The sequence below is a fragment of the Paenarthrobacter sp. TYUT067 genome (genome assembly GCF_023656375.1).
Lineage (GTDB): Bacteria > Actinomycetota > Actinomycetes > Actinomycetales > Micrococcaceae > Arthrobacter.
In genome coordinates this window covers 77,287-90,026 of sequence record NZ_JAMOIT010000023.1, presented here as the reverse complement: position 1 = coordinate 90,026, position 12,740 = coordinate 77,287, and the positions used below count along the sequence as shown (strand labels likewise).

Annotated in this window: 13 protein-coding genes; 4 read left to right on the top strand and 9 right to left on the bottom strand. The window is 63.1% G+C overall.

All coding sequences use genetic code 11. The features are described from left to right. The first annotated feature begins 286 nt into the window (after positions 1 to 286). The 4 genes from MOD31_RS18865 (at position 287) to MOD31_RS18850 (ending at position 3,738) form a co-directional block, all read left to right on the top strand. Positions 287 to 1,054 (top strand): SDR family oxidoreductase, encoded by a 768-nt coding sequence (locus MOD31_RS18865; RefSeq protein ID WP_024367497.1) that lies wholly within the window; start codon positions 287 to 289, stop codon positions 1,052 to 1,054. Positions 1,055 to 1,157: 103 nt separating this feature from the next. Then, a complete protein-coding gene (locus MOD31_RS18860; RefSeq protein WP_024367498.1) occupies positions 1,158 to 1,439 on the top strand; it encodes a hypothetical protein in 282 nt (93 codons plus the stop codon). Positions 1,440 to 1,495: 56 nt separating this feature from the next. Next, positions 1,496 to 3,121 (top strand): NAD(P)/FAD-dependent oxidoreductase, encoded by a 1,626-nt coding sequence (locus MOD31_RS18855; RefSeq protein WP_250821385.1) that lies wholly within the window; start codon positions 1,496 to 1,498, stop codon positions 3,119 to 3,121. Positions 3,122 to 3,510: 389 nt separating this feature from the next. Further along, on the top strand, positions 3,511 to 3,738 hold the full coding sequence (locus MOD31_RS18850) for a hypothetical protein (RefSeq protein ID WP_024367499.1): 228 nt from the start codon (positions 3,511 to 3,513) through the stop codon (positions 3,736 to 3,738). A gap of 307 nt (positions 3,739 to 4,045) precedes the next feature. Here the strand turns inward: MOD31_RS18850 and MOD31_RS18845 are convergent, their stop codons facing one another. The 9 genes from MOD31_RS18845 to MOD31_RS18805 all read right to left on the bottom strand — a co-directional run bounded on the left by MOD31_RS18845 (position 4,046) and on the right by MOD31_RS18805 (position 12,694). Beyond that, positions 4,046 to 4,342, bottom strand: coding sequence for a hypothetical protein (locus MOD31_RS18845; RefSeq protein ID WP_128081643.1), 297 nt, complete (start codon positions 4,340 to 4,342; stop codon positions 4,046 to 4,048). Continuing rightward, positions 4,323 to 4,586 carry a hypothetical protein gene (locus MOD31_RS18840; protein ID WP_024367501.1) on the bottom strand — a complete coding sequence of 88 codons (264 nt, stop codon included), beginning with the start codon at positions 4,584 to 4,586 and terminating at the stop codon, positions 4,323 to 4,325. The genes MOD31_RS18845 and MOD31_RS18840 overlap by 20 nt, the downstream gene beginning before the upstream one ends. Before the next feature lie 935 nt (positions 4,587 to 5,521). Continuing rightward, on the bottom strand, positions 5,522 to 7,015 hold the full coding sequence (locus MOD31_RS18835) for a CoA-acylating methylmalonate-semialdehyde dehydrogenase (RefSeq protein ID WP_250821384.1): 1,494 nt from the start codon (positions 7,013 to 7,015) through the stop codon (positions 5,522 to 5,524). Next, on the bottom strand, positions 7,015 to 8,040 hold the full coding sequence (locus MOD31_RS18830) for a Gfo/Idh/MocA family protein (RefSeq protein ID WP_250821383.1): 1,026 nt from the start codon (positions 8,038 to 8,040) through the stop codon (positions 7,015 to 7,017). The genes MOD31_RS18835 and MOD31_RS18830 overlap by 1 nt, the downstream gene beginning before the upstream one ends. Beyond that, the gene (locus MOD31_RS18825) at positions 8,037 to 8,924 is read right to left on the bottom strand and encodes a sugar phosphate isomerase/epimerase (RefSeq protein ID WP_250821382.1); all 888 of its coding nucleotides are present in this window, start codon (positions 8,922 to 8,924) and stop codon (positions 8,037 to 8,039) included. Before MOD31_RS18825 ends, MOD31_RS18830 begins: the two co-directional genes overlap by 4 nt. Further along, a complete protein-coding gene (locus tag MOD31_RS18820; protein ID WP_250821381.1) occupies positions 8,921 to 9,706 on the bottom strand; it encodes an SDR family oxidoreductase in 786 nt (261 codons plus the stop codon). The genes MOD31_RS18825 and MOD31_RS18820 overlap by 4 nt, the downstream gene beginning before the upstream one ends. Positions 9,707 to 9,709: 3 nt before the next feature. Further along, positions 9,710 to 10,720 (bottom strand): inositol 2-dehydrogenase, encoded by a 1,011-nt coding sequence (gene iolG, locus MOD31_RS18815; RefSeq protein ID WP_250821380.1) that lies wholly within the window; start codon positions 10,718 to 10,720, stop codon positions 9,710 to 9,712. Then, complete coding sequence (locus tag MOD31_RS18810; RefSeq protein ID WP_250821379.1) at positions 10,713 to 11,765, bottom strand: Gfo/Idh/MocA family protein; 1,053 nt, start codon at positions 11,763 to 11,765, stop codon at positions 10,713 to 10,715. Before MOD31_RS18810 ends, iolG begins: the two co-directional genes overlap by 8 nt. Next, positions 11,762 to 12,694, bottom strand: a complete 933-nt coding sequence (locus MOD31_RS18805) for a hydroxyacid dehydrogenase (RefSeq protein WP_250821378.1) — start codon at positions 12,692 to 12,694, stop codon at positions 11,762 to 11,764. Before MOD31_RS18805 ends, MOD31_RS18810 begins: the two co-directional genes overlap by 4 nt. Between the last annotated feature and the right edge of the window lie 46 nt (positions 12,695 to 12,740).

The following is a 12,740-nucleotide window of genomic DNA, read 5'->3' as shown; positions in this document are numbered from 1 at the left end:
TCGACGTGATAACAGGCTCAACCGGAGCATCCATTTTCGCCATCACACTCATGGTCGTCCTGCCCCTGACCGGTGCATTGCTGTCCCTTCGTAAGACGAACTCGGCTGGCATTCAAGACCACTGAACTACGCGACCGACATCGCACCCAGTGTCAGCACTGGACTGGACGGCCTGCACCACCCCCACACCCGCGGCAACAAACACAGCTGCCGGGAATACGACGAACTTCTCCGGCGGGGTTGACAGTTTTCGCAAAAAATAGCCGTAACGCCATGGAGGCAACGAATGAATGAAAATCAATCAAGAGTCGTAATCGTTACCGGCGGCGCGAGCGGCATCGGTCGCGCAATCGTCGAGCGCTTTCTGGAGGAGGGCGACAAAGTAGCGATTGCAGACGTCAACCTTAAGGCCGCCGAGCAGGTCGTCGCGGACTTGCAGCAACCCCCGAGTCGACTGCGGGCAATCGCAACCGACGTGACCAAGGAAGAAAGCGTCAGCCGGGCATTTGATGCTGTGGTTCACGCGTGGAATCGCGTGGATGTCGTGTGCGCGAACGCTGGCATCTATCCCGGTGCCCGGATGGAGGACATCACGGAAGACGATTGGCAACTTGTTCAAAACGTCAACTTGAGGGGGGCCTTCTATTGCGTGAAGCACGCCGCCCGGTTGATGCGGAAGCAGGAGTTCGGACGGATCGTCATCACTTCCTCAATCACGGGGGCAGTCACAGGGTTCCCTGGCTGGACGCACTACGGAGCCTCCAAGGCGGGTCAATTAGGGATGATGCGATCTGCCGCACTGGAGCTGGCGAAAACGGGGATCACTGTCAACGCTGTGATGCCGGGGAACGTTCGCACTCCTGCTTGGGACGACCTGTCCGAGGATTACATCGCATCGACAGTGAAAAGTATCCCTGTTGGCAGACTGGCGACTCCAGCAGATATTGCGCACGCGGTCAGCTTCTTTGCCGATCGCAGATCCTCCTACATCACAGGCCAGACTGTCATCGTCGATGGTGGTCAGATTCTTCCAGAGATTCAGCTGCCTGACTAACAGTTATATTCAACGCGAGTGGCTAGGGCGTCACGGTGCCCCGAAGTTGCGTGGACCTTCCGCCCGGATTCCATGAGTTTCCGGGCGGGAACTGCTCGAGGGCATGATCGCCGAGGTCCTTGGGGGCACCGTCGACCCGACGAGCCCGTTGGCGAACCGCTGCACGCCGACTTCATCGGCTCCCTCACCCCCATACATGGCGGCGGTCAGCGTCGAGGCGCTCCTTCACGGGGCCACCCGCATGGAGGAGCGCGCCACGGCAGCAGGTGTCGACGTCACCCTTTCCATCGGTGAGGGCCGGCAGCACGCCTACCCTTTCCTGGCCGGACGTCCCGACCTCGTAGCGCGGGAGTTTGAGAAGGCCGCCGCCTGGTACCGGAAGTAGCAACCATCCATCATCCACCACTCTCACCCAGCATCAGAACAACAAAGGAGTTCGCCATGACTGTAAAGACCACCGGCCGCACCGTTGACGCCGTCGTCATCGGTGCAGGCTTCGGCGGCATCTACGCCGTCCACAAGCTGCACAACGAACTAGGCCTCACCACGGTCGGTTTTGACAAGGCCGCCGGCCCCGGCGGCACCTGGTACTGGAACCGCTACCCGGGTGCCCTCTCCGACACCGAGAGCTACGTCTACCGGTTCTCCTTCGACCGCGACCTGCTGCAGAGCGGCACATGGAAGAACACCTACGTCACCCAGCCCGAGATCCTGGAATACCTTGAGGACGTCGTCGACCGTTTCGGCCTGCGCCGGCACTTCCGCTTCGGAACCGAGGTCAAGTCCGCCATCTACTTGGAGGATGAGGCTCTGTGGGAGGTCACCACGGACGCCGGCGACGTGTACCGCGCGAAGTACGTCGTCAACGCGGTCGGACTACTCTCTGCCGTCAACCTGCCGAACCTGCCTGGCCTGGACACCTTCGAAGGCGACATCATCCACACCGCCGCCTGGCCCGAGGGCAAGGACCTCGCAGGCCACCGCGTCGGCGTCATTGGCACCGGCTCCACCGGCCAGCAGGTCATCACGGCCCTGGCACCGGAGGTCGAGCACCTGACCGTTTTCGTCCGGACCCCACAGTACTCCGTCCCGGTCGGCAATCGCCCCGTCACGACGCAGCAGATCGATGCCGTCAAGGCCGATTACGATCGGATCTGGGAACAGGTTAAGGCTTCCTCCGTGGCCTTCGGATTCGAGGAGAGCACCGTGCCGGCGTTGGCTGTCTCGGAGGAGGAGCGCCGCCGCGTCTTCGAGGAGGCTTGGCAGCATGGCGGCGGATTCCGCTTCATGTTTGCCACCTTCGGTGACATCGCCACGAACGAGGAAGCCAACGAGGCAGCAGCGTCCTTCATCCGTTCCAAGATCGCCGAAATCATTGAGGACCCGGAGACGACCCGCAAGCTGATGCCGACAGGCTTGTTCGCCCGGCGCCCGCTGTGCGATAACGGCTACTACCAGGTCTTCAACCGGCCGAACGTGGAAGCCGTCGCCATCAAAGAGAACCCCATCCGCGAAGTCTCCGCCAAGGGTGTGGTGACCGAGGACGGTGTCCTGCACGAAATGGATGTGATTGTCTTCGCCACCGGGTTTGACGCCGTGGACGGCAACTACCGGCGGATGGAGATCCGCGGCCGCGAAGGCCTAAGCATCAACGATCACTGGGACGGCCAGCCGACCAGCTACCTGGGCATCTCCACGGCGAACTTCCCCAACTGGTTCATGGTGCTGGGCCCGAACGGCCCGTTCACAAATCTGCCGCCGAGCATCGAGACACAGGTCGAGTGGATTGGCGACACGATCGAATACGCCGAGCGCAACGGGCTGCGGGCGATTGAGCCCACGCCAGAGGCCGAGTCCGAATGGACCGAGACCTGCACCCAGATTGCCAATATGACGCTGTTCACCAAGGTCGACTCGTGGATCTTCGGCGCGAACATTCCGGGCAAAAAGCCCAGCGTACTGTTCTACCTCGGCGGTTTGGGTAGCTACCGTGCCGTCTTGGACGACGTCACCACTACTGGATACCGCGGCTTCGAGCTCAAAGCGGCCGACCAGGTCCCGGCCTAGGTGTAATTCCCACACCTAGGGCGCGTACCCCAAGTAGCAGGGCTCCGATGGAGCACGGCTTACAGAGTAGTGGCAGTGAGATGATTTCTGACCCGGACCTGTCGATGGTTAGAAATTCCCGAGTCACGATCCGCAAGCACAATCAATACAGCGAATTGCGATACGAAAGGCAGCTTCATGGGAGACCATGCAGATTGGAATGATTTGGCCGGCCGGCAGGTCCAAGTTCAGAAAGGAGGGCAAACCATCAGGACGGGGTATGTCAAGGATGTAGCGGTTACTGAGGACGCTCTCTGGCTGGAAGCCTACGGCGCCGAACCTCGAACCCTGTACACAAAAGCGCAGGGCTATACCGCCCTAGCTATCCCAGTCAGCGATGTGAGCACGTCATGAACATCCAGGATGTGAAACCCCTCGAAATCAAGGTCCAAGACAGGGCCTCCATGGACGAAGACATCACGGCGGCGGTTGACCGGATGATCGAGGAGGCGAGGCGGCAACGAATGCATGGCGTCCTGGTGACCCGGCTCGGAGATGGGCACTTCGTCGTCGGGCTCAGCAATGCAGTCCCCTTCGGCTATACGGAACAACTCGATTTCCGACGCCTAACCGGCTGAGGGTCCGGACACCGTTTCGGCGTTCCAGCCGTTTGGTGGCCCCTTCGAGTAAAGCGTGGTGAGGCCCTCGGCCACGCTGGGGTCCAAAGCGAGCCAACAGAGCCGTACGGCCGGGAGTTACCGGTTCAGCGACGAAGTCATTAACAGGGGCACGACCGTCCTGATCATTTTGATGTCCGGGATGGTGGGTGGCGGCTTCCTTCTCTGGTTCATAGCCGACACCTTTCTTGACGGTGAGACGCGGGACATCATCGGAATCTCTGGTGCGTGCGTCCTCATCGCCGGAGTCACGCTGCCCGTCGCGGCATCAAGTGGCCATACACCTGCTCGGTTGTTCGCGTAGATGCGTGCCCCAGGCGGCGGGAGACGGTGAAGAGCGAGACCCGTCCTGAATCAGCCAGGACGCTTGGGTGTGGCGCAGGTCGTGGATTCGGGGTGACTTCTTCAGGCCACGGGCCTGGGCCTCCTCCACTTCGGGAACCCAGTAGTGGTGCCAGTACAGCTTGTGGACAATGCGCTCGCCCTTGGGCGTGGTGAACAGAAGATCTGAGCCTGGCCGGCGGGCCACTAGCGGAATCAGGACCTCAACCAAATGAGGATTCAAGGAAACCGCTCATCCTCTGCCTTTTCGCCAGACGGCAACTGGACGCCCCGGCACGGATTATCCTTCCGGTATCCGAGACAGCCGCCGTCTCCGTCGCCGAGAAAATCAAGTCTTGGTTGTTCTTGTTGGTTTTTGCCGACCGGCCTTTGGTCTGCATCGTCTTCATCCAATAGGTCAAATGCCGGTAGTCGAGCTTGTCCACCGGGATATGCCCAATCACGTCCTCGATGTGCAGCTTCAACATGGTCTGATACGTGTGGACGGCGCCAACGGAAGGCCGGACCAGGCGTCAAGGAGTCGCTTCAGGGTGATGGCTTCGGATTCCGTGGGCAGCGTGATGCCCTGTTCCGTGCGGTTGGCCGGGTCCCGCCAGCAGACCATAAAGGACGTCGTACCGTCCTTTTTCTGCGTTTTCGAATGCTAGCCATAGAAAAAATGCTGCGCCGCTGTCCACACTTTTAGTACTTTTGTCCACATTCAGCGCCCCAAAGGGCGGCTGACCTGAGGAAACACTGTGCCCGCGGTGGGACTCGAACCGGGTTCCGGCCCTTGAATTTCCGCCACTCCCCCGAAAACATCCGCAATCCGGGCCCGTCCGGCACCAGTACGACCCGATCCGAAGCCCAGGGTGTGCACATTGTGCACACCCTCTTCCTTTGCCCACCTCGGCGCCCCCAACAGGGTCTCTAAACGGCAGCCCCGAGCGGGGCGCGATTTGGCTCCAATATGAAGAGTAGGCCTCCAGTACCGGTGCGGCCCTGCATGAGCTCCGCACTTCGGGGCGGCTCTCCTGCCGGAAATCGACGACATCATGGTCGCGGGTCCCTCCTCTCCGAAGTTCTCATGGAGAAACGAGGAACAACCTGCGTGACCAACCGACAGGCCGGTCTCCAGGAAGTGAGCACGGACCCCCAAGGCGCAGCGGAGCCGACCGCGACGACTCTTCCCCCGGCCAAGAGGTGCTCGACTGGCTGGTGGCAGGAAACTGATAGCGGATACTACGTCACCCTAAGCTGACGATAGGGCCCACATATTCACTGTCCGATTAGCGTTTTGCACGCCAAGCTGAAATTCCCCGAAGACGGAAGGACCGGTTGCGCTGACCATGTCAGCGCAGCCGGTCCTTCCGGGGTGTTTCCCATCAGCGGGACCGGTCGCGCCCCCGCCACCGGAAGTGGGTCAGTTGGAGGGGAAGTTGTAGGAGGCGCCGGAGGCGTGGTGTGATTCCGGCCAGCGGGAGGTGACGACCTTGCCGCGGGTGTAGAAGGAGACGCCTTCGGGGCCGTAGATGTGCTTGTCGCCGAAGAGCGAGGCCTTCCAGCCGCCGAAGGAGTAGTAGGCAACCGGCACCGGCAGGGGGACGTTGATGCCGATCATGCCGACATCCACGGAGCGCTGGAACTTCCGTGCTGCGGCGCCGGAGGAGGTGAAGATGGCGGTGCCGTTGCCGTAGGGGTTGGCGTTGATGAGCTTGATGCCGGCATCGAGGTCCTCGACCCGGACCACCACGAGGACGGGTCCGAAGATTTCCTCGGTGTAGGCGGTCATTTCGGTCTTGACGTGGTCCAGGACGGTGGGACCGACCCAGAAGCCGTCCTCGTGACCGGGGACGATTAGGTCGCGGCCGTCCACCACCATGGCGGCGCCGGCCTGTTCGGCTTCGGTAATGGTCTTGACGATGAACTCGCGGGAGTCAGCGCTGATCACCGGGCCCATGTCGGCATCCGGCGCGGTGCCGTTCATGACCTTGACGTCCAGCGCGCGTTCTTGAACCTTCTTGACGAGCAGGTCGGCGGCGTCGCCCACGGCGACCGCTACGGAGATGGCCATGCAACGCTGCCCTGCGGAGCCGAACGCTGCGGCGGCCAGGTGGTCGGCGGCGTTGTCGAGGTCGGCGTCAGGCAGCACGATAGCGTGGTTCTTCGCCCCGCCCAGGGCCTGGACGCGCTTGCCGTGGGCGGTGGCCACTTCCAGGATGTGCTTGGCGACCGGGGTAGAGCCGACGAAGGAGATGCCGTCCACGTCGGGGTGGGTCAACAGGCCCGAGACCACTTCACGGTCGCCGTGCAGGACCTGGAAGACGCCGTCGGGCAGGCCGGCCTGCTTCCAGAGCTTGGCGAGCAGCATGGCCGCAGACGGTACCCGGTGGGAGGGCTTGAGGATGAAGGCGTTGCCGGTGGCGATTGCCATCGGCGCCATCCACAGCGGCACCATGACCGGGAAGTTGAACGGGGTGATGCCGGCGACGACGCCGATCGGCTCGCGGAAGGAGAACACGTCGATGCCGGTGGAGACCTGGTCGGAGTATTCGCCCTTGAGTAGCTGCGGGATGCCGCAGGCGAACTCGATGACTTCCAGGCCGCGGCCGATTTCGCCCTTGGCGTCGGAGAGGACCTTGCCGTGCTCGGATGTGATCAGTTCGGCGAGGTCGTCCACATGGGAGGCGACGAGTTCGCGGAACTTGAACAAAACGGCAGTGCGCTTGGCCAGGGAAATGTCACCCCAAGTGAGGGCCGCAGCCTTGGCGGCGGCGACGGTTGCGTCCAGGTCCGCCCGGTTCGCCAGCCGCAGCTCCGCGGTAACGGCGCCGGTCGCGGGGTTGTAGACGGGTTTGGTGTCGGTCCCGGTGCCTGCTGTCTCGGCTCCGCTGATGAAGTGGGTGATGACGGTCATTACTGCTCCTGAAGTAAGTGGTGTTTCACGGCGTGAACTTTTTCGACGGTCCGTGGGAGTCCTGTGGCGAGGGATTCGTGGATGGCGAGCCGGACGGCCAGGTTTTGCTCCGTGAGTTCCCTATGGATGACCTCGTGTCCTGAGCTGCGGGCCCAGACGCTGAACCGTTCGATTTCGACCTTGAATTGGTCTTCGGCGATGTCGAAGCCCTCGGTGCTGCCGTCCCTAAGCGAAACGGTCACCCGTGCTGGGGCTCCCGGGTCCGGGTCGAACGCCTGGTCGAGCGTGATGTGTCCCTTGGTGCCGATGACCTGGAACGTGTGCGTCATGGGTCCTTCGAAGCCGCAGTCAAAGGTTCCAATGACGCCGTCGTAATCCAGGATCGCGGCGACGGTGGTCTCGACTGGGTCCGTTGGACTTGTTCCTTTGGCGTAGACGCTAACCGGGCTCCGTCCCATGACCATGTTCATGATGTCGATGGCATAGCATCCGACGTCGTTGACGGCACCGCCTTCGAGGCCCGCCTGCAGACGGACCTCTCCCGGGCTGCGGTCCATGACGAAGTGGAATCGTGCATGCATGGAGACAACCTGGCCGATGCGGCCGGCGTCTATGAACTCGCGGACTTTCTGGTGCTGGGGGTGGAAGCGGTACATGAACGCTTCCATGAGGTTCACGCCGTTCCGGTCACAGGCCTCGACGACGCGGGTGTAGTCCTCCAGGCTTCCGACCAGTGGCTTCTCGCAGAGGATGTCCTTGCCTGCCTCGGCGGCTGCGATGATCCATTCAGCGTGGAGCCCGTTGGGGAAGGGAAGGTAGACGGCTTCGATGTTCGGATCAGCAAGCAGTTCTTCGTGCGAGGCGTAGGCGGTCGGGATGTCAAAACGGGCGGCGACCCCGGCGGCCCGCCCGCTGGGGCTGCTGATCGCCGAGACGACGGCGTTGCGGGCTTTCTGCATCCCCGGCAGGAACCGGTCCTGGGCGATGCGGGCGGTGGTGAGCACGCCCCAGCGCACTGCGCTCATTTGGAGAGCTCGGCTTCCAGCTCCCGGAGGAACGCCACGGACTGACGGACATCCCGGACGGGGCCTTCGTTGGCAGGTTCGGATTCCAGGATGGTGTCCTGCTCCATCGTGAACCACCCGCTGTACCCTGCATCAAGGAGGTTCCGGACGATGTCGGCGATCCCGACGTCACCCTGGCCCAGGGGGACGTACATTCCGGTCTTGACACCGTCGGTGTAGGAGATTTCGCCGTTCTGAACACGCTCCGCGACGGCCTTGCGCACGTCTTTCAGGTGCGTGTGGCCGATGCGTGCGGCGTAGTCCCGGACGAGCTGTCCGGGGTCCGTGCCGCCGATGAGGAGGTGTCCGGTGTCGAGGCAGAGGTTCGCGGCCGTGTCGTTCAGGACGCGGTTGACGTCCGTCGTTGTTTCGATCATGGTTCCCACGTGGGGGTGGACGACGGCCTGGATGCCCTGGTCGGCCGCGGCCTTGACGATCGCGTCGAGGTTTCTGCCGAACAGGCGCCAGCCGTCGGCATCGAGCTCGTGGCGCTGGTCATAGCCGGCGACGCCGGTTTCGGCGGCGAGGACCATGATGCTGGCACCGGCTGCCTGGTAGGCATCCAGTTCCTCTGAGACCGCTTTGAGCGGGTCTTTGGCGGCATCGTGCAGGATGACGGGGAAGAATCCTCCGATCGCCTGCAGCTGGTGCCGCTTGAGGACTTCGGCGCGTTCGGTTGCTTGTTCGGGCAGGAAGCCTGCGGGGCCGAACTCTGTGGCGGTGATGCCCAGGGCGGTCATCTCGGAGAGCACGCGGTCTGCTTCGAGCTGGTAGCCCCACCCGGGGACTTCGCACACACCCCAGGAAATGGGGGCGGCGGCAAGGCGGCTGGTGATGGTGCTCAATCTGATCCTCCGATGACGTTTTGGTCCCAGTCGATGACCGAGCCGGTGACGACTCCGCTCCTGTTGGAGAGGAGAAAGACTACAAATTCGGCGATCTCGTCCACTTGTCCGAGCTTGCCCATGGGCATGGAGGCGTTGGCCTTTTCCAGCCAGTCCTCTTCTGCGCCGTGAAATTTCCGCTGGGTTTCGGCTTCGCCCTCAGTTGCGGTCCAGCCAATGTCCAGGCCGTTGATGCGGATCTTGTCCCAGCGGTGGGCGTGTGCGGCGTTCCGGGTGACGCCGGCCAGCCCTGCCTTCGCCGCGACGTAGGGCGCCAGATAGGGTTGGCCGCCGAGCTCGGCGATCGAGATGATGTTCACGATGTTCCCGGGCGCCCCGCGCTCACGCAGGTTCCTGATTGTTTCGGCCATGATGAAGAAAGGTGATTTCAGGTTCACGGCGATGTGCGCGTCGAAGAGTTCCGGGGTGGTGTCCAGCATGGTTCCGCGGGTGGTCAGTCCCGCGGCGTTCACGGCGCAGTCGATCCGCCCGAACGTGGAGATGGTTTCCAGTACGGAGGCCTTCGCCTGTTCCACGTCTGCCAGGTCGGTTTTGATGAAACGGGACTCGACACCGGACGCCGCCAGCTCGGCTGCCAGTTTCTCGCCCGATTCGGCGTTGCGACCGGTCACCGCGATGCCGGCGGCGCCTTCGGCCGCCGCCCGGCGGGCAATGCCGGCACCCAGACCCTGGGTGCCGCCGCTGACAAGGACGACCTTGTCTTGGAGAAGGGGGCTGTGCATTGTCTACTCCTCGGCGATCTTGACGGCACGGCCGGACCTGGCGGATTCTTCGGCTGCGTTGGCCAGGACGAGGGCCATCACCCCGTCATCGAAGCCGGGGCTGCAGGCGGTCCCTTCGCGGATGGACCGCACGAAACTGTCGAGTTCGTTGCGGTAGGCCTGGGCGTAGCGCTCCAGGAAGAACGGCAGGTAAGCGTCGGACTCTTCGGCGCCGGCGGCAGTGTACTTGCGCACGGTGGTCGGAGTCATGTTCCCGGCGGTCAGCAGACCTTCACTGCCGAATGCTTCCAGCCGCTGGTCATGGCCATAGGCGCTGTGGCGGGAGTTGGTGATCGTGATGAGCTCACCGCCGCGTCCGCGCAGGCTGATAACGACTGAATCGAAGTCTCCGGCCTCTTCAATGTAGTCGCAGAACAGGTTCGAACCCGTGGCTGAAACTTCGATGATGTCCGGCACGAAGAACCGGGCCATGTCCAGGTCGTGGATGCTCTGGTCCCGGAAGATCCCACCGGAAGTCTCGATGTACGCCTTGGGCGCGGGTGCGGGATCCCTGCTGATGATGGTCAGCTGCTCCAGACGTCCGATCTCTCCGGCCTCAACCCGTGCGCGGACGGCGGCGAAGTTCGGGTCGAAACGACGGTTGAATCCGAGCATGAGCGGGGTCTTTGTGCCGCGGATCTGGTCCCGGCACTCGCGGACACGGTCGATGTCCAGATCGATGGGCTTTTCACACAAGGCGGCCACGCCGGCCGCCACTGCCCTGGAGATCAGCCCGACGTGGGTGCTCGTCGGGGAACCGATAATGATGGCGTCCAGGTCAGAGTTGGCGAAAACCTCATCGGCGGTTTCGACGGCGTGAGCGCCGGTGGTCGCGGCAAGGGCCCGGGCGCCTTCGATGAAGGGGTCGGCGATCCACGCCAGTTCCAGATCCGGATGGGCTGCGATGTTCCGGGCGTGGACCTGGCCGATGCGGCCGGATCCAAAGAGTGCAACCTTCAGTGGTCGTTCAGACATGAGTGAGTGTCCTTTCGTGTTCCCCGCCGGCGTGTGATTCGTCTGCGGAGGGTTGATGGTGATTGATCGTTATGGTGGCGCCGGCGCTGTTCATGGAATCCACCAGGGCCTGCGCGACGCGGGCTGCGGTGAGGGCGTCCTCCGCGGTGGCCAGCGCCGGCCGGGTTCCTGAGATCAGGGCATTGATCCATGCCTGGGATTGCAGCCGGTAGGCGTCGGCAAAGACCGGCCTCCAGTCCGCCGTATAACTCCTGGACCCCGTTTGCGCCCGGTTTGTCGTCGTCAGATGTGGCCGGGCGAGCTCGAGGGTGCCCCGTTCGCCGACGACCTCGCAGCGCACTTCGTAGCCGTACCGGGCGTTAAGGAAGACGTCGACGGACGTCAAAACCCCATCGGCTGTGCGCAGATGCAGTATCTGCGGGTCCTGCCTGCTGCCGTCCAGCGCCGTGTTTCGTGGGGCGTGCCAGCTCACCGATTCGATGGGTGAGTTGAGCAGCCATGCCGTGACGTCGATTTCGTGAATGCCGGAGTTGGTAATCGTTGATGCTGAGTTCCCGTCCGGGTACGAGGAGACGTTTCGATGAGAGCTCAGAACCATCAGCGGCCGTCCGATTGCCCCTTCTTCCAGGAGGTCCTTCAGTTCCCGGTAGGCAGGGTGGAAGCGGCGCATGAAGCCCACCGAAATGAGCGGAATGCCGCCGGTGAGGGCGTTCTGGCGGTCGACGAGGTCCTGACATTCACTGACGGTGGGTGCCAGGGGTTTTTCGCAGAGCACTGGCTTACGGTGCTCCAGGCAACTGATGACCTGTTTTGCATGCGCGCTGTCGTGGGAGGCGATAAGGACGGCGTCCACGAACGGCGAGGCGATGAGTTCCTCGGCGCTGCTGAAGGTCCGGGCGCCGGTTTCGCGGGCAACCGCCCGGGCACGGTCCTGAGCCGGGTCGGCAACAGCCGTTACGGTTGCTCCGGCGATGCTGCCGTGCAGGATCCGGGCGTGATCGCTCCCCATGACGCCGGCTCCGATGATACCGATGCGCACCGTCATGGTGCGGCCACCGCCGCCGCGCTGCCGCCCGCCAGGACGTCAACGACACCCTTGGCCGCGTCCCGGACGGTATGAAGCATCCCTTGGCGGGTGAAGCCCATCAGATGCGGGGTCAGGACGACGTTTTCGTGGTCAAAGACGGGATGATGGGCCGGCGGTTCGGGATCATAGACGTCCAGTCCGAGACCGGACAGCTGCCCGCTGAGAAGAGCGGCGTGTGCCGCTTCCAGGTCCACGAGGCCGCCCCTGCTGCAGTTGATGAGAATGGCCCCTGCCGGCATCAGGGCGATGCGTTCGGCGTTGATCAGGTTGTGGTTTTCCGGTGTCAGCGGCACGTGCAGGGTCACGAAATCGCTCCGGCGCAGCAGTTCCTCCACCGTTTCGCAGCGGATGCCGGCCGGGACGTCGGCGAACGGGTCAAAGGCCAGGACACTGAGGTCGAAGGCCTCAGCGATGCGGGCGACGCGGCGGCCGATGCGGCCGTACCCGATGATGCCCAGCGTGAATCCCTCGAGGTCACCGACGTTCACGGCGGACCTTTCCGCCCAGCGGCCATCCCTGACCAGCGACGTCAGGGTCGAGAGCTTCTTGACGAGCGCAAGGAGGTGCGCGATGACCCCTTCAGCGACGGACGCAGTGTTGCTTCCGGGGGTGATGACTACCGGAATTCCGCGCCGGTTCGCCTCCGCGACGTCGACGAGGTCGGTGCCGACTCCGGTCCTGGCGATCACTTTCAGGGCAGGCATGCGGTCCAGGAGTTCCCGGTCCACGATGTACGCGGCGCGGACGATAGCGGCGTCGGCACGGGCGAGGTCTTCGTCCGTGGGGTTATGGATCATTTGTTGGTGTGGGGCCAATACCGGTTCGACCAGGCCGGCCTCCACGTCGCCGAGTGCTACGACTATCTGGGGTGTGGTTATGGGAGCCATCGTCATCCTTGAAGATGTGGGTGTGCAACCCTGTCAGGACATGGAG